General features: G+C 68.7%; 17 protein-coding genes and 1 pseudogene. 6 read left to right on the top strand and 12 right to left on the bottom strand.

Annotation, left to right across the window (positions count from 1 at the left end):
* The 4 genes and pseudogenes from ACE3SS_RS11660 to ACE3SS_RS11645 all read left to right on the top strand — a co-directional run.
* Positions 1–248, top strand: a pseudogene (locus ACE3SS_RS11660) (thiamine-phosphate kinase); the annotation flags it as partial.
* Positions 249–272: 24 nt separating this feature from the next.
* Complete coding sequence (locus tag ACE3SS_RS11655) at positions 273–824, top strand: phosphatidylglycerophosphatase A (RefSeq protein ID WP_374594087.1); 552 nt, start codon at positions 273–275, stop codon at positions 822–824.
* Positions 821–1,378 carry a CinA family protein gene (locus ACE3SS_RS11650; protein ID WP_374594085.1) on the top strand — a complete coding sequence of 186 codons (558 nt, stop codon included), beginning with the start codon at positions 821–823 and terminating at the stop codon, positions 1,376–1,378. Before ACE3SS_RS11655 ends, ACE3SS_RS11650 begins: the two co-directional genes overlap by 4 nt.
* A gap of 113 nt (positions 1,379–1,491) precedes the next feature.
* The gene (locus ACE3SS_RS11645; RefSeq protein WP_374594083.1) at positions 1,492–3,966 is read left to right on the top strand and encodes a diguanylate cyclase; all 2,475 of its coding nucleotides are present in this window, start codon (positions 1,492–1,494) and stop codon (positions 3,964–3,966) included.
* Position 3,967: 1 nt separating this feature from the next.
* On the opposite strand, the gene ACE3SS_RS11640 is transcribed toward ACE3SS_RS11645, so the two are convergent.
* The 5 genes from ACE3SS_RS11640 to leuS form a co-directional block, all read right to left on the bottom strand.
* On the bottom strand, positions 3,968–5,683 hold the full coding sequence (locus ACE3SS_RS11640) for a putative bifunctional diguanylate cyclase/phosphodiesterase (protein ID WP_374594081.1): 1,716 nt from the start codon (positions 5,681–5,683) through the stop codon (positions 3,968–3,970).
* Positions 5,683–8,121, bottom strand: coding sequence for a putative bifunctional diguanylate cyclase/phosphodiesterase (locus ACE3SS_RS11635; RefSeq protein WP_374594079.1), 2,439 nt, complete (start codon positions 8,119–8,121; stop codon positions 5,683–5,685). Before ACE3SS_RS11635 ends, ACE3SS_RS11640 begins: the two co-directional genes overlap by 1 nt.
* Positions 8,122–8,303: 182 nt before the next feature.
* Positions 8,304–9,374 carry a DNA polymerase III subunit delta gene (gene holA, locus ACE3SS_RS11630; protein WP_374594077.1) on the bottom strand — a complete coding sequence of 357 codons (1,071 nt, stop codon included), beginning with the start codon at positions 9,372–9,374 and terminating at the stop codon, positions 8,304–8,306.
* Positions 9,375–9,390: 16 nt separating this feature from the next.
* Positions 9,391–9,897: an LPS assembly lipoprotein LptE gene (lptE, locus tag ACE3SS_RS11625; protein WP_374594075.1), complete on the bottom strand. Its 507-nt coding sequence runs from the start codon at positions 9,895–9,897 to the stop codon at positions 9,391–9,393.
* A complete protein-coding gene (gene leuS / locus ACE3SS_RS11620; RefSeq protein WP_374594073.1) occupies positions 9,897–12,551 on the bottom strand; it encodes a leucine--tRNA ligase in 2,655 nt (884 codons plus the stop codon). The genes lptE and leuS overlap by 1 nt, the downstream gene beginning before the upstream one ends.
* Before the next feature lie 67 nt (positions 12,552–12,618).
* Between leuS and ACE3SS_RS11615 the strand changes: the two genes are divergently transcribed.
* Entirely contained in the window at positions 12,619–14,700 is a 2,082-nt protein-coding gene (locus tag ACE3SS_RS11615) for a PEP/pyruvate-binding domain-containing protein (RefSeq protein ID WP_374594071.1), read from the top strand.
* Between the two features lie 28 nt (positions 14,701–14,728).
* Here the strand turns inward: ACE3SS_RS11615 and ACE3SS_RS11610 are convergent, their stop codons facing one another.
* The 4 genes from ACE3SS_RS11610 to ACE3SS_RS11595 are packed head-to-tail and all read right to left on the bottom strand — an operon-like array spanning position 14,729 to position 17,230.
* On the bottom strand, positions 14,729–15,172 hold the full coding sequence (locus tag ACE3SS_RS11610; protein ID WP_374594069.1) for an ExbD/TolR family protein: 444 nt from the start codon (positions 15,170–15,172) through the stop codon (positions 14,729–14,731).
* Positions 15,173–15,206: 34 nt separating this feature from the next.
* A complete protein-coding gene (locus tag ACE3SS_RS11605; protein ID WP_374594068.1) occupies positions 15,207–15,857 on the bottom strand; it encodes a MotA/TolQ/ExbB proton channel family protein in 651 nt (216 codons plus the stop codon).
* A gap of 36 nt (positions 15,858–15,893) precedes the next feature.
* Positions 15,894–16,718: a 4-hydroxy-tetrahydrodipicolinate reductase gene (gene dapB, locus ACE3SS_RS11600; RefSeq protein WP_374594066.1), complete on the bottom strand. Its 825-nt coding sequence runs from the start codon at positions 16,716–16,718 to the stop codon at positions 15,894–15,896.
* Positions 16,715–17,230, bottom strand: a complete 516-nt coding sequence (locus ACE3SS_RS11595) for an outer membrane protein assembly factor BamE (protein WP_374594064.1) — start codon at positions 17,228–17,230, stop codon at positions 16,715–16,717. The genes dapB and ACE3SS_RS11595 overlap by 4 nt, the downstream gene beginning before the upstream one ends.
* Before the next feature lie 76 nt (positions 17,231–17,306).
* Here ACE3SS_RS11595 and fur point away from each other — a divergent pair, with 76 nt between their 5' ends.
* Entirely contained in the window at positions 17,307–17,765 is a 459-nt protein-coding gene (gene fur, locus ACE3SS_RS11590; protein WP_374594062.1) for a ferric iron uptake transcriptional regulator, read from the top strand.
* A gap of 5 nt (positions 17,766–17,770) precedes the next feature.
* Here the strand turns inward: fur and hprK are convergent, their stop codons facing one another.
* From hprK to hpf, 3 genes are all read right to left on the bottom strand, one after another.
* Positions 17,771–18,721: an HPr(Ser) kinase/phosphatase gene (gene hprK, locus ACE3SS_RS11585; protein WP_374594060.1), complete on the bottom strand. Its 951-nt coding sequence runs from the start codon at positions 18,719–18,721 to the stop codon at positions 17,771–17,773.
* Entirely contained in the window at positions 18,718–19,188 is a 471-nt protein-coding gene (locus tag ACE3SS_RS11580) for a PTS sugar transporter subunit IIA (protein ID WP_374594058.1), read from the bottom strand. Before ACE3SS_RS11580 ends, hprK begins: the two co-directional genes overlap by 4 nt.
* Positions 19,189–19,480: 292 nt before the next feature.
* The gene (gene hpf / locus ACE3SS_RS11575; protein WP_374594056.1) at positions 19,481–19,816 is read right to left on the bottom strand and encodes a ribosome hibernation-promoting factor, HPF/YfiA family; all 336 of its coding nucleotides are present in this window, start codon (positions 19,814–19,816) and stop codon (positions 19,481–19,483) included.
* Positions 19,817–20,096: the final 280 nt, after the last annotated feature.

The following is a 20,096-nucleotide window of genomic DNA, read 5'->3' as shown; positions in this document are numbered from 1 at the left end:
GCGCCATCCTGGCCGAGCAACCCGAAGCCCTGCAGCGCCTGTGCACGCTCAGCGGCGGCGACGACTACGAGCTCGTCTTCACCGCCCCGCCGTCGATGCGCGACGCCGTGCACGCCGCCGAAGCCACTACCGGCGTCGTGCTGACCCGCATCGGCCACATCGACGCCGCTCCCGGCTTGCGCCTGATCGACGCCCACGGCCGCGACGTGCCCTGGGACGGGCGCTCGTTCGACCACTTCCAAGACTGACCCCCACCCCGTAGAGCGACGCTGATGAACCCCGTCGAGCCGCCCCCCTCCGCCCCGTCACGGCAACCCACCTGGCGCTTCATGGCCGAGCACCCCGCGCACTGGCTGGCGCTGGGTGGCGGCAGCGGCCTGAGCCCGGTGGCGCCCGGCACTGCCGGCACGCTGTGGGCCTGGGTGGCCTATCTGGTGCTCAGCCGCTGGCTGACGCCGCTGCACTGGGGCGTGGTGATCGCCGTCGGCCTGCCGGTGGGTTGGTGGGCCTGCACGGTCACGGCCCGCCACTTGGGCAAGCCCGACCCCAGCGCCGTGGTGTGGGACGAGGTGCTCGCCTTCTGGCTCGTGCTGTGGCTGGTGATGCCGGCGGGCTTGTGGATGCAGCTCACGGCCTTCGCGCTGTTTCGCTACTTCGACGCCGCCAAGCCCGGCCCGGTGGGCTGGGCCGACGGACTCTTCAAGGGCCACGGCCCCGAGGTGGGCTGGGCGCAGGGCTTCGGCATCTTGTTCGACGACCTGGTGGCCGCGCTGTGCACGCTGCTGGTGATCGCCGCCGGCGTGGCCTTGTGGGGCGCCCGATGACGGCACCCGAGGCGCCCGCCGAGCCGCAACCGTCCATCGAGACGCTGGTCGAGCAGCTCGCCCGGCACCTGCTGGCGCGCGGCGAGCGCCTGGCCACGGCCGAGTCCTGCACGGGCGGGCTGATCGCGGCGCGCTGCACCGACCTCGCCGGGTCGAGCCGGTGGTTCGAGCGTGGCTTCGTGACCTACAGCAACGAGGCCAAGACCGAGTTGCTGGGGGTGGACGCTGCCTTGATCGCCGCGCACGGCGCCGTCAGCGAGCCGGTGGCCTGCGCGATGGCCGCCGGTGCCGTGCAGCGCAGCCGCGCCGACTGGGCCGTGGCGGTGACGGGCATCGCCGGCCCGGGCGGCGGCACCCCGGGCAAGCCGGTGGGCACGGTATGGCTGGCCTGGTGCGAGCGCGGGCAGGCGGCCCAGGCGGCCTGCCGTCGCTTCGATGGTGACCGCGCCGCCGTGCGGGCCCAGACGCTCGCCTCGGCCTTGAGCGGGCTGGTGAGTCGCCTGGAACATCTGGCGTCAGACCCCGCCGCGCCCGGCGATTGCGTGATCGATTGAACGGTTGACGGGCGGCCGGGCGGCGTCGCGGGCCCGTCGCGTGCTCAAGTGGTGAACCCGGCGTCCGAAGTAGCGAAGAGGTGTCTTGGCCCCTTTCGCGAGAGAGCTTGCCCGTGCCCGTCCTGCCCGATCACGCCACCCCGTCCACCCGCCCACCGGATCGCCCGGTGGCAGCCGTGCGCAACCCGCTGGTCCGGCTGATCCTGGGCCCCGACCCCGAGCGGCACTTGAATTTGAAGATCACGCTGGGCGGGCAGGTGGGCTACTTCGCCAGCCTGCTGCTGGTCTGGATCTACACCCGCAACGGCGTGATGGACCCCGCCTGGGGCTGGCCGGTCGCCCTGAGCGTGTTCGCCTCGTCGCTGCTCTTTTACCTGGTGATGCGCCTGGGCTGGTCGCGGCGCCTGCGCGACCCCAGCCTGACCGTGCCGCAGATGATGAACTCGGTGGTGTTCTGCGCGCTGGGCTGCGTGGTGGCGCCGCAAGCGCACATCCTGCTGCTGATGTCGGTGTGCACCACGCTGGCCTACAGCACCTTCGCGCTGAAGGGGCGGGCGGTGTTCTTCATCCAGTGCTTCACCTTGACGGTCTTTGGCCTGACCGGTCTCGTCATGAGCCAGCGGCTGCCGCACGTCTTCCGGCCCGAGGTGGACTTTCTGGTGCTCTGCGTGCTGGCCACCGTGGTGGTGATGCTCACCTGGTCGGGCAGCCAGATCGCCGCGCTGCGCGACCGCCAGCGCCGCCAGCGCGAGGAGCTGGCGCAGATGCTGGCGCGCATCGAGAGCCTCGCCACCCACGATGCGCTGACCGGGCTCTACAACCGCCGCCACATGAACACGCTGCTGACGCACCACGTGGAGCGCGCGCAGCGGCACGGCCTGCCGCTCACGGTGGCGCTGCTCGACCTCGATCACTTCAAGCACGTCAACGACACCCACGGCCACGGCGTGGGCGACGAGGTGCTGCAGACCTTGGCACGCGTCGCCCAGGACGCGCTCGCCGGCACCGACACGCTGGCGCGTTGGGGCGGCGAAGAATTCCTGCTGCTGAGCTCGGCCCCCGCGCCCACCGTGCTGGCGCTGCTCGACCGGGTGCGCGCCACCCTGCGCGACACCGTGGTCTCGCCCCAGGTGCCCGAGCTGCGGGTGAGCTTCTCGGCCGGTGTGGCCTGCCATGCCCTGCACGAGGCGGTCAGCGACACCGTCAACCGCGCCGACCAGGCGCTCTACGCGGCCAAGGCCGCCGGGCGCGCGCAAAGCCAGTTGGCCGCCACCCCGACCACCGATGACCTGCCCCGCGTGGCCGCGCACCACCCGGGCAGCCCGTCGCTCGACGCCGCCAGCGCCCCCCTGAACGCCACCCAGGCCGCCTTGGCCGCCGCCCGGGCTCCGGCGGGCGACGCACCGACCGCCGAAGCCGAAGCCGAAGCCGACGCGGACGCCGACCCGGCAGGCGGCGCCGACTCGCCACAGCGGCCCCGCCTGGCCTGGCTGCTCGGCCGCGAGCGGCGCTTGCGCAGCTGGGTGGCGCGCACCCTGATCGGCTCCACGCCCTACGCCTTCGCCCTGCTCACGCTGGCCTACGCCTCGCGCGTCGGTCTGATGCCGGCCGACGCGGCCCGGCTGATGGCCGCCGGCCTGTGCGCCACCCCGCTGCTGATCTACACCGCCGTGCGCGCCGGCTGGACCGCCCGGCTGGCCGACCCCGCCATCACCCTGCTCCAGATGCTGGCGGCGGTGAGCTGGGGCGGCGCGCTCTACGCCACCACGGGCGCGGCCCACGCGGCGCAACTCATGAACCTGCTGATGGTGATGGCGATGGCCGTGTGCAACCTGCGCTGGCGACCAGCCTGGCTCGTCTGCGGCTACGCGATGGCGCTGATGACCGGCGTGATCGGCTGGATGAGCTGGGCGCACCCCGAGGCGTATCCGCCGCGCGTCGAAATCGGCTGCTGGATCATGGTGGTGTTCAACCTGCCCACCGTGATGCTGATGGGCATGCACCTGGGCAAGCTGCGGGCACGCCTGGCCAAACAGCGCGGCGAGCTGAAAGACGCCGTCAAGCGCCTGGGCGAGCTCGCCACGCACGACGAGCTCACCGGCCTGCACAACCGCAACCACATGAACGAGATGCTGGCGCACTACGCCCGCCGCCACGCCGAATGCGGCGAGGTCTTCACCGTGGCGCTGATCGACCTCGACCACTTCAAGCGCATCAACGACTGCTACGGCCACGCCATCGGCGACGACGCGCTGCGCTCCTTCGCGCGCCAGGCGGCCGACACGCTGCGCAACATCGACGTGATCGCCCGCTGGGGCGGCGAAGAATTCCTGGTGCTGTGCCCGCAGACCTCGCCCGACCAGGCGCTCGTCGGGCTGGAGCGGCTGCGGCGCGTCTTCACCGACCTCACGGTGTCGCCACAAGCGCCCGAGCTGCGCGCCACGTTCTCGGCGGGGCTGTCCGCGCCCGCGCCCGGTGAATCGATCGAGGGCATGCTGGCCCGCGCCGACGCGGCGCTCTACGAGGCCAAGCACGCCGGGCGCAACCGCATCTGCCTGTTGAGCCCCGCCTCGGCCGGGCAGCACTGAATCAGGCCGACGTCTCGACCAGCTTGATCCGCGGGCCGGGCTCGACACCCGCCAGCAAGAAGGCGACTTCGAGCGCCTCGGCCGTCATCGGCGCGCCGAGCAGGTAGCCCTGCACCAGGTTGCCGCCGTCCTCGACGATGTAGCGCATCTGGGTGTCGGTCTCGACGCCCTCGGCCACCACGGGGATGTCGAGCGCGCGAGCCAAGCCGATGATGGCGCTGGTGAGCGCGCGGTCGTCGGCATCGCGGTCGATGTCGCGCACGAAGGCGCGGTCGATCTTCAGCTTGGCCGGTCGCAAGTGCTTGAGGTAGGCCAGCGACGAGTAGCCCGTGCCGAAGTCGTCGATCACCAGGCGCAGCCCCAGCGCGCGCAGGCGCGAGATGATGCTGTGCGTGGTTTCGGTGTCGCTCATCAGCACGCTCTCGGTGATCTCGATCTCCAGCTCGCTGGGGTCGACGCCGTGGCGGCTCATCGCCTGGCTGAACACGTCGATCAGCCGATGCTGGCGAAACTCCAGCGCCGAGATGTTGACGGCCACGTGGCCGAACACGCGCCCGGCGCCGCGCCACAGCGCGATCTGGCGGCAGGCCTCGTTGACCGTCCAGGCGCCCAGGTCGCCGATCAGGCCGCATTCCTCGGCCACGCCGATGAAGGCCGCCGGCGCGAGCAGGCCGCGCTCGGGGTGCTGCCAGCGGATCAGCGCCTCGACGCCCGTGAGCCGCCCGCTCTTGGCTTCGATCTGCGGCTGGTAGTACAGCAGCAACTCGTTGCCGCGAATGGCGCGCGCCAGCTCTTGCGCCAGCGCCACATTGGCCTGCAAGCGGTTGTTGAGGTCGGCGTGATAGAAGCTGAAGCGCGCCCGCCCCAGCCCCTTGGCCTGGTACATGGCGATATCGGCGTGCCGCGCCAGCGTTTCGTAGTCCTGCGCGTCGTCGGGGTAGAGCGCCACGCCCACGCTGGCCGACACCTGGATGGGGTGCGAGGCCAGCGGCATCGGTTGCTCCACGGCCACCAGGATGCGCTCGATGGTGGCGGCGATCTCGTCCCACTTGCCCGCGTCGCGCAGCAGCACCAGGAATTCGTCGCCGCCGAGACGGCACACCACGTCGGACTCGCGCAGCACGTCGCGCAGGCGGCGCGCCATGGCCTGCAGCAGCTGGTCGCCCACGCTGTGCCCCATCGAATCGTTGATGGTCTTGAAGCGGTCGAGGTCGATGAACAGCAGCGCCAGCCGCGTGCCGTCGCGCTGGGCGCTTTGCAGCGCCGAGCGGCACAGCTCGGTGAACAGGCCGCGGTTGGGCAGCTGGGTGAGCTGGTCGTACATGGCCAGCGATTCGAGCTGCTGCTTTTGCTGCTCGAGTCGGCCGAACAGCGTTTCGAGCCGCTCGCGCACCTCGTTGAGATGGCGGCCGAGCTGGCCGAGTTCATCGCGGCGGCGCCACTCGACCGGCGGCGCGTTGTCGCGCCACGCCATGGCGCTGGCCTGCCGCTTGAGCCGCTCGACCGGCGTGGTGATGCGCGCGTACAGCACGGCCAGCACGATGGCGCCGGTGAGCAGCAGTTGCGCCAGCACCAGCCGCGTCCACGAGCGCATGTGCACGAGCGCGGCGTCGTCCCACCACAGCATGGCCACGGGCGGCACGAGCAGGCCCGCGATCACCGCGATCAGCACGGCGCCTCGAATGGTCAGGGTCGGTTTGGTCAGGCAGATCGGCATCACAACATCGCGGCGAATTCAGTGCCCAGCCGCTCGTTGGCGATGTGGGGCGGCGTCCATTGGCGAGCCCATTGGGCGAACTGCTCGGCCGGCATGGGCTTGGCGATGAAGAAGCCTTGCGCCTCGTCGCAACGCAGGCCGGCCAGCAGCTTCCACGACTTGGCGCTTTCCATGCCTTCGGCCACCACGGTCAGCCCGAGGTTGTGCGCCAGATCGACCGTGGAGCGCACGATCTTGGCGTCGTGGATGTCGGACTCCATGTTCATCACGAAGGACTTGTCGATCTTCAGCTCGTCCACCGGCAGGCGCTTGAGGTAGGCCAGCGACGAGTAGCCGGTGCCGAAGTCGTCGATCGACAGCTTGAGGCCCATCTCGTGCAGCCGCTCCAGCGTGGTGAGCGCGCGTTGCGGGTCGTCCATGATGGCGCTCTCGGTGATCTCGAGGATCAGCCCGCCGGGCTCGACGCCGTGCGTGCCGAGCAGGCGGGCGATCTTGTCGGGCAGGTCCTGGTCCATCAGGTCGCGCGTCGAGAGGTTGACCGACAGCTTCATCTGCAGGCCCTGCGCGCGCAAGGCGCGCCAGGTGATGGCGGTGCGCTCGATCATCCAGCTCGTGAGCACGCGCACGAAGCCGGTCTGCTCGGCGAACGGAATGAAGCGCATCGGCGGCACCGCCCCGCGCTCGGGGTGCTGCCAGCGCAGCAGCGCCTCGGCGCCCACCACGCGGCCGGTGCGCAGGCTGACCTTGGGCTGCATGTAGAGCTGCAGCTGCCCGAAGTCGACCGCCTGGCGCAGCTCGCCGAGCATGCTGAGCGACTCTTCGCTGCTCGAATCGAGCCCGGGGTGGTAGGTCACCGTGCCGGCCTGCTGGTGCTTGGCGGCGTACATCGCCACCTCGGCGCGGCTGATGAGCTGGTCGGCGTCCTTGGCGTGGGCCGGGCAGCTGGCGATGCCGATGCCCGCGCCCAGATCGACCTTGTGGTCGTCGAGCGTGATGGGGCGCTCGAAGGTGCGCAGCATGCGGCGCGCCACCACCAGGGCGGACGGCGCGTCGGCCAGCGGCAGCAGCACCGCGAATTCGTCGCCGCCCAGGCGCGCCAGCACGTCTTGCGGGCTCAGCGCCTCGTCGCGCAGGCGCTTGGCCACCTGGCGCAGCAGGCGGTCGCCGAAGCGGTGACCGAGCACGTCGTTGACGTGCTTGAAGCGGTCGAGATCGAGCATCAGGATGGCGCAGGGCTGCCCGGCCTGCAGGCCGCGCGCCATGGTCTGGCGCAGGTCGTCGCGGAACTGCTCGCGGTTGGGCAGGTCGGTGAGCTTGTCCTGATAGGCCAGGCGGCGGATCTCGCCCTCGCGGTGCTGGATGGCCTGGCGCATGTTCTCGAAGGCCTGCGCGAGTTCGCCCAGCTCGCCGGCGCCCCGCACCGGCACGGGCGTGTCGAAATCGCCCCCGCCCAGGCGCTGGATCGAGCCCGACAGCGCCGTCAGCGGCCGGGTGATGCGCCGCGCCGTGATCACGCTGCCCACGCCGAACACGAGCACGCCGAACGCGGTGAGGATCATCAGCGTCCACTTGAGTTGTCGATAAGGCGCGAGCGCGTCGTCCACCGAGCGGATCAGCACCACCTGCGTGTCGCCCACCAGGCTGTCGGCGTTCAAGGGCGCGGGCAGCAGCCGGTAGTCGGAGCCGCCCAGCGTGAGCGTGGTCTGGCTTTGCGTGAGCTCGTTGGCCGCCTGCAGGCCGCGTGCGGGGCGCTCGGCCCATTGGTTCGACAAATCGGCCCAGCGCCCCGGAGCCAGCGTCGAGCGCACCACCTGCCAGCGGCCCTTGCCCGGCACGCCGTCGTTGGTGAGCAGCGCCACGTCGAGGTCGCTGAGCTGGCGCATGTCCTTGAGCAGTTCGTCGTCGAGCCGCGAGCCGATCACCACCCAGCCCGCCAGCGACGGCAGCCGCACCGGCGCCGCCACCCACTGCATGGCTTGCCCCTCGGTGGTGGCGATGCGGGTGATGGTGGAAATGACACGATCCTGCCCCGCCAGCCAGGCCTGCAAGGCCGGCACGTAGCGGGCCGCGTCGGCGTGGGTGCCGACCAGCAGTTGGCCCTGCGCCCCGAGCAGCAGGGTTTCGGCCCCGCCCACGCGCTCGGCCTGCCGAGCCAGCCCCGAAACGAGGCGGTCGCGGTCGTCGGCCACGAAGGCCACGCGGAAGGCGTCGTCGGTGACCAGGTTGCGCGTGGCGTACGACAAATTCACGGCGTTCTGCTCGATCAGCCGCGCGAAGATGCGCTGTCCCGACACCAGCTCGGAATGAATCGCCGCGTTGGCGTTGCGATCGATGCCGTTGTGGATCAGCGCGTACGCGGCTGCCTGCACCACGACCGCCAGGCCGAGGTAGACGGACACGATGCGCAATTGAAGCCGCTGCAGGCGCAGGGAAGGCATAGACGGTTTCGGTGCGAGGCGGTGAAGCGCGTTGTTGTTCGATGCGAACCGCGAAGTGCGTCACGCTCTTCGCGATCCCACGGGCCCGACTCAAGGGCCGTCTCGCCTTTTATCGGCCGCCCCCGCAGCGCCTTGAGACGGGAATGCGCTGGGTAAACGCCTAGATGCCGCCTAGATGCCGCCTAGATGCGCCCGACTCGCGCCGCCTGTTGCGGGGTGGCCAGGCGCGACACCATCAAAGCCAGCCGCTGCAGCGCGGCCCAGGGGTCGTCGGGCCACTGCGGATGCTTGATGCCCTTGACCACGCCATCGCAGATGGCGGCGGCCGACACCAGCCGCGCCAGCGTGTGGGCGTCGAGCCGGGGCACGAGCCGCTCGAAGAGCTTTTCGCGCACGCCCCACACGCGCTGCTCGCGCAAGGCCATCGGCAGCGGCTTGCCGCCCGCCATGGCCGCGTGCACGCGGTGCAGGCCCAGCACGTCTTCGGTCAACGTCCACTGCACCAGCACGGCCGCCTCGCCCTCGGCGCGCAGGCCGTCGAGCATACGCATCACCCGGGCGGTTTGCCCGGCCAGCACCGCCTCGCTGAGCTTGAAGACGTTGAAGCGCGCCACGTCCACCACCGCGGCCTCGATCTGCTCCAGGCTCAGCTCGCCCGCCGGATACAGCAGCCCGAGCTTGGTGATCTCTTGATGCGCCGCCAACAGGTTGCCCTCGACGCGATCGGCAAAGAAGGCCAGCGCCTGCTGCCCCGCCTCGCCCTCGGCCACGCGCTGCCCCTGGGCGGCCAGGCGCCGCGCGATCCAGGCCGGCAAGGCGTTGCGCTCGACCGCGTCGATCTTCACGCTGACCCCGGCGCCATCCAGCGCGGTGAACCACGCGCTGCCTTGCTGCGCGCGATCGAGGCGCGGCAGCACGACGAGCGTGAGCACGTCGTCGCACAGCTGATCGCAATAGCGCTGCAGCGCCTCGGAGCCCTCCTTGCCCGGCTTGCCCGACGGCACGCGGATCTCGACGATCTGCTTGTCGGCGAACAGGCTCATCGAGCCGGCCGACGCCAGCACCGCGCTCCAGTCGAAATGCGCGCCGGCCACGGTGTGGGTCTGGCGCTCGGTGTGGCCCGCGTCGCGCGCGGCGGCACGAATCGCGTCGCCGGCCTCCTGCACGAGCAGGGGCTCGTCGCCGTGCAGCACGTACAGCGGCTTGAGGCCCTTCTTCAGGTGCTCGGCGAGTTGCTCGGGGCGCAGTTGCATCGTGGCGCGGTCGGCGTCAGAAAGCCACGGACGCGAGGCGGCGCATCACCTGATCCACCAAGTCGGCCTGCATGGCGCGATACAGAAAATCGGCCTCCTGCTGCTTGGCCAGCGCATCGGTTTCGTTGTAGGTGAGATCGCGCGCCAGCGCGATCTCGCTGTCCTTGATCAGCACGTTGTCGTCGCGCACGCGGGTCAGGCGGAAGCGAAAGCGCAGCCGCAAGCTGAGTTCGCGCGTCTGCCCCGCCGCGGTGGTCACCGCCGCCACCTGCTCGCGCACCTCGGCCAGGCACTTCAGCACCACCTCGGCCTCGGGCAGGCTCTCGACGACCTTGGTGCCCGTCGATTCGATGGCCAGCCGCAACTGATGCTCCAGCGTCGAGTGCGACGGGAAGCCCGCGAGCTCGACGCTCTGGAACTTCAAGGGCTGCACGCGGCGCAGCTGAAAGCCGCAACCGGCCAGCGCGACCGCCGACGTGGCGGCCACCAGCGTGCCCAGAACTTGCCGACGATTGACTGTCATCACACCACCACGTTGATCAGGCGCCCGGGCACCACGATCACCTTCTTGGGCGCCTTGCCTTCGCTGAACTTGATGAAGTCCTCGCTCGCCAGCGCAGCCGCCTCGATGGCCGCCTTGTCGGCCGCCGCCGGCACCTTGATGGCGCCGCGCAGCTTGCCGTTGACCTGCAGCATCAGCTCGATCTCGTCTTGCACCAGCGCGGCCTCGTCCACCTGCGGCCAGGGCGCGTCGAGCAGGTCGCCGAGCTGGGCGGCGTAGCCCAGCTCCTGCCAGGCCACGTGCGTGAGGTGCGGACAGGCCGGGTAGAGCGCGCGCAACAGCACCGAGTAGCCTTCGCGCAGCGTGGCGTTCGAGCCGGCGCTGCCGTCACCCTTGTAGCTTTCGAGCGCGTTGAGCAGCTTCATCGCGCCCGACACCACGGTGTTGTATTGCATGCGCTCGTAGTCGTAGCTGATCTGCTTGAGCACGGTGTGCACTTCGAGGCGCAGGGCCTTGGCGTCCTTGCTCAACTCGGCGCCCACGTCGCTCGCGGTCTTGATCGCCTCGGCGTGCTTGGCGCCAAACGCCCACACGCGCTTCAAGAAGCGGTGCGCGCCTTCGACGCCGGCGTCGTTCCACTCCAGCGTCTGCTCGGGCGGCGCGGCGAACATCATGAACAGGCGGGCGGTATCGGCACCGTAGCGGTTGATCAGGTCTTGCGGATCGACGCCGTTGTTCTTGCTCTTGCTCATCGTGCCGACGCCGCCGTAGTCGATGGGCGAGCCATCGGCCTTGAGCTTGGCGCCGACGATCTTGCCGGCCTCGTCGAACACGTTCTCGACCTCGTGCGGCCAGAAGTATTCGATGCCGCCCTTGTCGGTGCGACGCGAGTAGATGTGGTTGAGCACCATGCCTTGCGTGAGCAGCTTCTTGAAGGGCTCGTCAACGTCGATGAGACCGACGTCGCGCATCGCCTTCGTCCAGAAGCGTGCGTACAGCAGGTGCAGGATGGCGTGCTCGATGCCGCCGATGTACTGGTCCATGCCGCCGTTCTTCAGCCAGTATTGCGCGCGCTCATCGACCATCGCGCCGGCGTTGTCGGCGTTGCAATAGCGCAGGAAGTACCACGACGAATCGACGAAGGTGTCCATCGTGTCGGTCTCGCGCTGCGCGGCACCGCCGCACTTGGGGCAGCTCACGTTCAGGAAGTCGAGACGCTTCTTCAGCGGGTTGCCGCTGCCATCGGGCACGCAGTCCTCGGGCAGCACGACGGGCAGGTCCTTCTCGGGCACCGGCACGTCACCGCAAGTCGGGCAATGGATGATGGGGATGGGCGTGCCCCAGTAGCGCTGGCGGCTCACGCCCCAGTCGCGCAGGCGCCAGGTGGTCTTCTTCTCGCCGACGCCCTTGGCGATCAGCAGCTCGGCGACCTTGTTGACGGCGTCTTTGTACTTGAGCCCGTCGAGCACGCCGCTGTTCGTGCAGACACCCTTTTGCTTGTCGCCATACCACTCGGCCCAGGCGTCGGCGCTGAAGGTTTCGCCGTCCACCGCGATGACCTGCTTGATCGCGATGCCGTATTTCTTGGCGAACGCGAAGTCGCGCTCGTCGTGCGCCGGCACGCCCATCACGGCGCCGTCGCCGTAGCTCATCAGCACGTAGTTGCCGACCCACACTTCGACTTGCGCGCCGGTGAGCGGGTGCGTCACGAACAGGCCGGTGGGCACGCCCTTCTTCTCTTGCGTGGCCAGCTCGGCCTCGGTGGTGCCGCCTTGCTTGCACTCGTCGATGAAGGCTTGCACGGCGGGCTTCGATGCCGCGGCGTGCAGCGCCAGCGGGTGCTCAGGGGCCACGGCCGCGAAGGTCACGCCCATGATGGTGTCGGCGCGGGTGGTGAAGACCCACAACTGGCCGCCGTTGATCAGCGCACCGCTCGCGTCCTTCACGTCGTGCGCAAAGGCGAAGCGCACGCCCTCGCTCTTGCCGATCCAGTTCTCTTGCATCAGCCGCACGCGCTCGGGCCAGCCGCTGAGGTAGTTCTTGTCGTCCGGGTTGGCGACGGCGCTGAGCAGCTCGTCGGCGTAGTCGGTGATCGCCAGGTAGTAGCCGGGGATCTCCTTGCGTTCGACCAGCGCGCCCGAGCGCCAGCCGCGGCCGTCGATCACCTGCTCGTTGGCCAGCACGGTCTGGTCGACCGGGTCCCAGTTGACGACCTGGGTCTTCTTGTAGGCGATGCCCTTTTCGAGCATCTTCAAGAAGAGCCACTGGTTCCACTTGTAGTACTCGGGCTGGCAGGTGGCGACCTCGCGGCTCCAGTCCACCGCCAAGCCCATGGCCTGCATCTGGCCCTTCATGTAGGCGATGTTCGAGTACGTCCACTGCGCGGGCGGCACGCCGCCCTTCATTGCGGCGTTCTCGGCCGGCAACCCGAAGGCGTCCCACCCCATCGGCATCAACACGTTGTAGCCCTTCATGCGCAGCTGGCGCGTGAGCATGTCGTTGATGGTGTAGTTGCGCACGTGGCCCATGTGCAGCTTGCCGCTGGGGTAGGGCAGCATCGAGCAGGCGTAGAACTTGTTCTTCTGGTTGTCTTCGACGACGCGGTAGGCGTCGCGTTCGGCCCAGTGAGCGTGGGCCGCTTGCTCGATGTCTTTGGGGCTGTAGGTTTCTTGCATGATGGCGGCATTTTAGGCGGCGACCGCCCCGCCGCCGCCCGCCCCGCCCCCTCAAGAAACCCCGCCCATGGCCGAATTCGCAGGCATGCGCCGCGCGCCGTCGCCCTCACTGCCGAGCCCCCGATCCGCCCCCGCGTCGCCGTCCGGGCTGCGGCGGGCGGCCTGGGCCTGCGTGGCCCTGGGGCTGCTGGCCGGCTCCGCCGTGGCGCAAACGGCGCGCAAGCCGTCCAGCTTTCGCAGCCACGAGGCCCAGGCCGCGCCGGATGCCGTCGCCAGCCTGCCGGCCATCGACTCGCGCGCCGACTTCGACCGCCTGGCGCGGGTCTACGACGCCGGCACGCCCGCAGCCCTGCCCCACCTCATCTTCGTGATCGACCGCGCCAACCGCGACGCCCAGGGCCGCGAACGCGTGCACTACATCAACGCCCGCCGCTACCAGTTGCACGAGCAATTCGTGGTCGACCAGCATCTGGCCCCGCAACAAGACCACGCCGCCTGGGCCGCCCATTACCGCAACCCCAATCGCCGCTTCGTGCTGGGCACCCTGAGCTGGCAGCCGGCCGTGCAGCGCTGGGTATGGGAGGCCTGGGAGGGCGACCAGCTCACGCCCTTGCTGGTGGCGCTGACGCAGGCGCGGCTGCAATCCACCTTCTTCGCGCCGTTGGCGTTCAAGACCAACTCGACCCAGCACGAGGCCGCCGCGCGCGGCGCGCAGCTCGAATTCATCTCGCAGGCCGAGATCGTGCGCGAGCAGCCCTTTCTGCCGCTCAACGTCGGGCAGCGCAGCGGGCGGCTGCGCCTGATCGATTCGGTCGAGTCCACCCCCGACCTGCAGCCCAGCGACATCGTGGTGCTGCGCGACGTGCCGCTGGCCTTGCCCCCGGTGGCGGGCGTGGTCACCACCCAGCCCTCGACGGTGCTCTCGCACGTCAACCTGCTGGCCAAGAGCTGGGGCATCCCGAACGCCTACGTGCGCGACGCCTTCGCCGCGCTGCGCCCGCTCGCCGGCCGCTGGGTGAGCCTGCGCGTCACGCGCACCGGCTACGACGTCACGCCCGACCCGCAAGCCGAGCAGCGCGCCGCGCAGGCCGCCAGCCGCGTCACCGCCAACCTGGCTGCCGCCCGAGCCATGCCGCCGCTGGCCGAGCCGCAGTGGTCGAAAGACGAGCTGGTGGAGCTCGCCGACCTGCACGCCGCCGATCACCGCCGCTGCGGCAGCAAGGCCGCCAACCTGGGCGAGATCGACGCCGCCCGCCGCGCCGGCCGCCTCACGCAGGTCGCCCCGGTGCCGGACGGCTTTTGCATCCCGTTCGCGCACTACGCCGAGTTCATGCGCCAACCCGAGGTGCGCGAGCGCATCGCCCGCGCCGAGCGCAGCCCCGGTTTCGCCACCGACCCGGCACGCCGCCAGGCCGAGCTGACCGCGCTGCGGCGCGATCTCGTCGAGCTACCGGTCAACAGCTACCGCAGCGACCAGTGGTTGCAGGCCTGGCACGACCACCTGATCGGCACCGGCGTGTTCGTGCGCAGCTCATCGAACGCCGAAGACCTGCCCGGTTTCAGCGGCGCCGGGCTCTTCGCCACGGTGCCGCACGTTACCGGCGAGGCCGAGCTGGTGCGCGCCGTCAAGACGGTCTGGGCCTCGGTGTTCAATTTCGAGGCCGTCGAGGCGCGCCGCCAGGCCGGCACGCCCTTCGAGCGCGTGGCGATGGGCGTGTTCGTGCAACAGGCCGTGGCCGCGCGCAACTCGGGCGTGCTGGTCACGGCCGACCCCTTCGACCCGCAGCATCGCAACGCCACCTACATCAGCGCCAAGCGCGGCCTGGGCATCAAGGTGGTCGAGGGGCGGCGCGTGGCCGAGCAGGTGCTCTACGACCGCAGCACCCGCGCCGTGCAGGTGCTGACGCGCTCCGGCGAGACCAGCGAACTGCGCCTCGACGCGCGCGGCGGCGTGCGCGACGTGCCGCTGGATGCGTCAGACAGCACGCGCGCCGTGTTGTCCGATTCGATGGTGCGCCGCTTGTCCGACACCGGCCAGCAACTGCGCACGGTCTTCGAGGGTCGCGACCTCGACGTGGAGTGGGCCACCGACGAGCAAGGCCGTCTGGTGATCCTGCAGGCGCGGCCGTACGTCACGGGCACGCCCTGACGGCGCACCGGGCAACACCCCGGCCGCCTCAGGGCGCCGCAGGTGCGTTCGCGCCCTCGACCGCATCGGTCATGAAGGCAATGCGCGACAAGTTGGCCGACTGCAGCAGCCCGATCACCTCGGCCACCCGCCCATAGGGCACGGCCTTGTCGGCGCGCAATTGAATCTCTTGCATCGGATTGCGTTGCGCCACGCGAGCCAGCTTGGTCTTGAGCTCGGGTGCCGACACCACCAAGTCACCCCAATGCAATTGACCATCGGCGGTGATGGCCAGCTCGACCACCTCGCCCTCGGCTTCGGTCGGCTGGGCCGCGTCGGACTTGGGCAGGTCGAGCTTGAGACTGGAGCTCATCAAGGGCGCGGTGAGGATGAAGATCACCAGCAGCACCAGCATCACGTCGATCAGCGGCGTCATGTTGATGTCGCTCATCGGCTCGCGCTGGGCGTTGCGCTGGAGTCTGCCGAATGCCATCGCCGGGTTTCCTAACGGGCCAGAGCGCAGCGACTCAGCCGCGGCTGCGGTCGAGCAGCATCTCGCGCAGGTCGTGGGCAAAGCCTTCGAGGTCGGCCTCGCAGATGCCCACGCGCTTGTTGAAGACGTTGTAGGCCAGCACCGCGGGAATAGCGACCACCAGGCCCAGCGCCGTCATGATGAGCGCCTCACCCACCGGGCCGGCGACCTTGTCGATGGTGGCGGCGCCGGCGTTCGAGATGCCGAGCAGCGCGTGGTAGATGCCCCAGACCGTGCCGAACAAGCCGATGAAGGGCGCGGTGGAACCGATGGAGGCCAGCAGCACGTGGCCGAACTGCAGGCGCTGCAGCACGTCGTGCAGGGCGTCGCGCAGGCGGCGGGTGAGCTGCGAGTCGAGGTGGCCGGCGGATTCGAGCGTGCCGCTGGGGGCGGTCTGCAGCGCAGCATCGACCAGCGGCGCCAGCACGGCTTCGCGGTCGAAGGCGCCAAGTTGTTGCTGCGCGCTGGGCAGGTCGCGCGCGGCCCAGAACGCCGCCACGCCGCGCGGCAGATCGCGCCGCACGCGGGCCAGCAACCAGGCCTTCCACAAGATCACCACCCAGGCGCTGACCGACATCAGCAACAAGAAACCGGCCACGCTGCGGGTGACCGCGTCGCCTTGATCCCACAGCGGGGCCAACACCATGCTCGTGCTCCTGCCAGCGTTGTTGGTTTCGTCGGCTTACTTGAAGCCGAGCACGTCGTCCATGCCGAACAGACCCTTGGCCTGCCCCGCCAGGTAGCGCACCGCGCGCAGGCTGCCCTGCGCGTAGCCGGCGCGACTCGACGATTTGTGCGAGATCTCGATGCGCTCACCGATGCCGGCGAACAGCACGGTGTGGTCGCCCACGATGTCGCCGCCGCGCACGGTGGCAAAGCCGATCGTGCTGGGGTCGCGCTCGCCGGTCACGCCTTCGCGGCCATAGACGGCGCAGGTCTTGAGATCGCGGCCGATGGCCTGGGCCACCACCTCGCCCATCTTGAGCGCCGTGCCGCTGGGCGCGTCGACCTTGTGACGGTGGTGGGCCTCGATGATCTCGATGTCGTAGCCGTTGGCGAACGACTTGGCGGCCTGCTCCAGCAGCTTGAGCACCACGTTGACGCCCACGCTCATGTTGGGCGCGAACACCACCGCGACCTGCTCGGCGGAGGCCTGGATCTCGGCCTTCTGCGCCTCGCTGAAGCCGGTCGTGCCGATCACCAGCTTGACACCCAACTCGCGGCACACGCGCAGGTGCTCGAGGGTGCCTTCGGGGCGGGTGAAGTCGATCAGGAACTGGGCGTTTTTCAGGCCCTCGCCCAGGTCGGACACGATGGGCACGCCACTGGTCTGACCCAGAAAGGCGGCGGCATCCTGGCCCAGGGCCGGGCTGCCGGACACATCAAGCGCACCGGCGAGCACGCAGTCGTCGGCCGCCTGGATGGCTTCGATCAGCATGCGGCCCATGCGACCGGACGCGCCGGCCACCGCCACGCGCAGCGGCTCGGTCAAAGTGTTTGCAGTCATGGCGCAATCGGTTCGAGGGTGGGGTACTCACGCACGGCGCCCACCGGTGCCGTGGTGGCGGTAGTCGGTGCTTCGGCCTTGGGAGCCGGCAGCGCCTTGATCTGCTCGGGCGTCAGCTCCAGCGGCGGCACCTTGCCGACCTTGCCGGAATCGATCGACGCCACGAACTCGCGCTCGCTGGGCAACTCGCCCGCCTCGAAGTGATCGACCTTGTCGTTCTTGAAGAAGATGGTGACGCGGCGCTGCTGGTATTCGGTGCCGCGGCGACGGATCGTGAAGACGTAGTCCCAGCGATCGGCATGGAAGATGTCGGTGAGCAGCGGCGAGCCGAGGATGTCGCGCACCTGCAGTCGGCCGAGGCCGGGCTGGATCTGGGCGATCATTTCTTGCGTCACCACGTTGCCTTGCACGATCTCGATGCGATAGGGCGTGAGGTAGCTGCAGGCGGCCAGGCTCGTCAGGGCGACGGCGGCGGCGCAAACGGCCAGATGGCGAATCGGGGATGAGAGCATGTGTAAAAAAGACCCGCTGGCGGCAAGCCGGAGGGCTGGCTCGTATGATTCGGGGATTCTAGAGCTTACGGTCGAGATGACACACGCTGACGAAATCAAAAGCAGCGGCCTGAAAGCCACCCTGCCGCGCATCAAGATCCTGGAGATCTTCCAGACCTCGCCGCGGCGGCACATGACGGCCGAAGATGTTTACAAGATCCTGCTGCTGGAGGGGTCGGACATCGGCTTGGCCACCGTGTACCGCGTGCTGATGCAGTTCGAGCAGGCGGGCATCCTGTCGCGCAACCACTTCGAGGCCGGCAAGGCGGGCAACGAAGCGGGCAAGGCGGTGTTCGAGCTCAACGAGGGCAAGCACCACGACCATCTGGTGTGCGTGGTGTGCGGCAAGGTCGAAGAGTTCTTTGACGCCGAGATCGAGCGCCGCCAGCAACAGATCGCCAAGGAGCGCGGCTACACGCTGCAAGACCACGCGCTGGCCTTGTACGTGGTGTGCAACAACGCCGATTGCCAGCGCAAGGCCGGTCTCGGCGCCTGAACGGCCTACTCGCCGGCTTCCATCGCGCGGCGGTGGCGCTCGATGAATTCTTTGTAGGTGTCGATGCCGCGCAACTGCAGCACGGTGTTGCGCACCGCCGCCTCGACCAGCACGGCCAGGTTGCGGCCGGCATCCACGGCGATCACGGCCTTGCGCACCTGCACGCCCATGATGTCCTCAAACAGCGGCTCGTAGGGCAGGCGCTCGAACTCGCGCTCGAGCGTTTCTTTGCGTACTAGGTGCACGATCAGCTTGAGCCGCATCTTGCGGCGCACCGCCGTCTCGCCAAAGATGGCCTTGATGTCGAGCAGGCCGATGCCGCGCACTTCGAGCAGGTTCATCAGCAGCTCGGGGCAACGGCCTTCGATGGCGGTGCGCGACACGCGATACAGATCGACCGCGTCGTCGGCCACCAAACCGTGGCCGCGCGAGATGAGCTCGAGCCCGAGTTCGCTCTTGCCCAGGCCCGATTCGCCAGTCAGCAGCACGCCGATGCCCAGGATGTCCATGAACACGCCGTGGCGCGTGATGCGCTCGGCGAAGTGCTGCGTAAGGTAGCTGCGCAGCACGTCGATGACGTGGCCGGCGGGCTCTTGCGTCACGAACAGCGGCAGGCCAGCGCGGCCGCACATGGCCACCAGGCGATCGGGCGGCTGCATGCCGTCGGCCACCACCAGCACCGGCGGCTCCAGCGTGACGATGCGCGAGATGCGACGCTCCTGGTCTTCGGGCGGCACATTGCTGAGGTAAGCCACCTCGCGCTTGCCGACGATCTGCACACGATAGGGGTGGATGTAATTCAGGTAGCCGACGAGGTCGGCGGCCGATTGCGCGTCGCGCACGGCTTCTTCGTCGAAGCGCCGCTCGGAATAGGCGTGCCCGGCGATCCATTCCCAGCGCAGCGAGCCCCGGTTGGACTCGAACAACGCCTCGGCGCTGATGACGGCAGCTTTCAAGCGACGGACTTCAGCGGTTGCCAGTTGGCGATCAGCTCGTGCACCTTGGCGGCTTCGGGCTCGATCTTGAGCCGCTCGCGCAATTCACGATCCGAAAGCAATTCGGCGATTTCTGACAGGATTTCGAGATGCCGCTGGGTGGCCGCCTCGGGCACCAGCAGGAAGATCAGCAGCGTCACCGGCTCGTCGTCGGGCGCGTCGAACGGCACGGGTTGGCTCAAACGCAACACGGCCGCGAGCGGATTCTTCAGCCCCTTGATGCGGCCGTGCGGAATGGCCACGCCGTGCCCCAGCCCGGTCGAGCCCAGACGCTCGCGCGCGAACAGGTTGTCCGTCACCGTGGCGCGGGCGATGGCGTGCTGGTTTTCAAACAACAGGCCGGCGTGCTCGAACACGCGCTTTTTGCTGCTGGCGTCCACGTCCACCAGCACATTGGCGGCGGGCAGGATTGCGGCGAGACGGTTCATCGAATCTCAGCGCCAGTTACGAGCACCTGCTCTTGGCTGACACTTCCTACAAGCTGAGGGGGCGGATTATAGGAATCTGCTGACATCGCCCGAGCGATAGTTTCACACCAGATTTCCAGAGGATTGTGCACAGATTGCTGCATTGCAACAACTCCGGTTGTCACGCCTTCGACACATGCCGTCGGTATGTGCACAGATTGACACGCCGCATATCGTTTGAGCCAGTAAAAACGGCCCCGCAGGGCCGTTATTTTTGGGTACTGCCCGGTCAACCGGGCACAACTGCACGCAATCAGTTCATTAGTTCACGTTTGGGCGAAACGTGGTGGTGATCCTGCGTGCGGTCCTTGTGACGGCAAACCTGGCGATCCAGCTTGTCCATCAATTGATCAATGGCGGCGTAGAGGTCTTCGTGCGCGGTCTCCACAAAAATATCGCGTCCCTTGACGTGCAAATTGACTTCAGCCTTCTGTCGACGATCCTTTTCCTTTTGCTTTTCAACACTCAGCAACACGTTAACGTCTACCACCTGGTCGAAGTGTCGCGTCACACGGTCTAGCTTAGTAAGCACATACTCACGCAGAGCAGGCGTCACTTCGAGATGATGGCCACTGATCGTCAGATTCATAAAGCCTCCTTCCGAGAGGATCAAAGCGAAACAGGTTGCTCGCCCGGCCACTTCATCCACCGTGTGCAATCGGCAGATTCGGCAACCAGGACGAATTCAGTGTGCACCGGTGACGACTGCGTGACAAGCCATGAATGCCGAATGGTTCATAGTCTTGTGCAATAGGCCCAGCCCGGGCCTTGGCGAGGTCGATCGGCGCGGCATGCGCAACCGCATCGGCGGGCGTCCGTCTTGCCGCTGCGTCATTTCAGGCAGCCGGCCAGGCGGGTTCCCCCCCCCC

This window comes from Aquabacterium sp., assembly GCF_041915145.1.
Lineage (GTDB): Bacteria > Pseudomonadota > Gammaproteobacteria > Burkholderiales > Burkholderiaceae_C > Aquabacterium.
This window is presented reverse-complemented; position numbering and strand designations above follow the sequence as displayed.

What these genes read in the sequence shown, in the direction of transcription:
- ACE3SS_RS11655 (WP_374594087.1), top strand. Translation starts at nt 273, where the DNA reads ATGAACCCCGTCGAGCCGCCCCCCTCCGCCCCGTCACGGCAACCCACC.
- hpf (WP_374594056.1), bottom strand. Translation starts at nt 19,816, where the DNA reads ATGAATCTGACGATCAGTGGCCATCATCTCGAAGTGACGCCTGCTCTG.
- ACE3SS_RS11635 (WP_374594079.1), bottom strand. Translation starts at nt 8,121, where the DNA reads ATGCCTTCCCTGCGCCTGCAGCGGCTTCAATTGCGCATCGTGTCCGTC.
- ACE3SS_RS11610 (WP_374594069.1), bottom strand. Translation starts at nt 15,172, where the DNA reads ATGGCATTCGGCAGACTCCAGCGCAACGCCCAGCGCGAGCCGATGAGC.
- ACE3SS_RS11595 (WP_374594064.1), bottom strand. Translation starts at nt 17,230, where the DNA reads ATGCTCTCATCCCCGATTCGCCATCTGGCCGTTTGCGCCGCCGCCGTC.
- ACE3SS_RS11605 (WP_374594068.1), bottom strand. Translation starts at nt 15,857, where the DNA reads ATGGTGTTGGCCCCGCTGTGGGATCAAGGCGACGCGGTCACCCGCAGC.
- leuS (WP_374594073.1), bottom strand. Translation starts at nt 12,551, where the DNA reads ATGCAAGAAACCTACAGCCCCAAAGACATCGAGCAAGCGGCCCACGCT.
- dapB (WP_374594066.1), bottom strand. Translation starts at nt 16,718, where the DNA reads ATGACTGCAAACACTTTGACCGAGCCGCTGCGCGTGGCGGTGGCCGGC.
- ACE3SS_RS11615 (WP_374594071.1), top strand. Translation starts at nt 12,619, where the DNA reads ATGGCCGAATTCGCAGGCATGCGCCGCGCGCCGTCGCCCTCACTGCCG.
- lptE (WP_374594075.1), bottom strand. Translation starts at nt 9,897, where the DNA reads ATGACAGTCAATCGTCGGCAAGTTCTGGGCACGCTGGTGGCCGCCACG.
- fur (WP_374594062.1), top strand. Translation starts at nt 17,307, where the DNA reads ATGACACACGCTGACGAAATCAAAAGCAGCGGCCTGAAAGCCACCCTG.
- ACE3SS_RS11650 (WP_374594085.1), top strand. Translation starts at nt 821, where the DNA reads ATGACGGCACCCGAGGCGCCCGCCGAGCCGCAACCGTCCATCGAGACG.
- ACE3SS_RS11640 (WP_374594081.1), bottom strand. Translation starts at nt 5,683, where the DNA reads ATGCCGATCTGCCTGACCAAACCGACCCTGACCATTCGAGGCGCCGTG.
- holA (WP_374594077.1), bottom strand. Translation starts at nt 9,374, where the DNA reads ATGCAACTGCGCCCCGAGCAACTCGCCGAGCACCTGAAGAAGGGCCTC.
- ACE3SS_RS11580 (WP_374594058.1), bottom strand. Translation starts at nt 19,188, where the DNA reads ATGAACCGTCTCGCCGCAATCCTGCCCGCCGCCAATGTGCTGGTGGAC.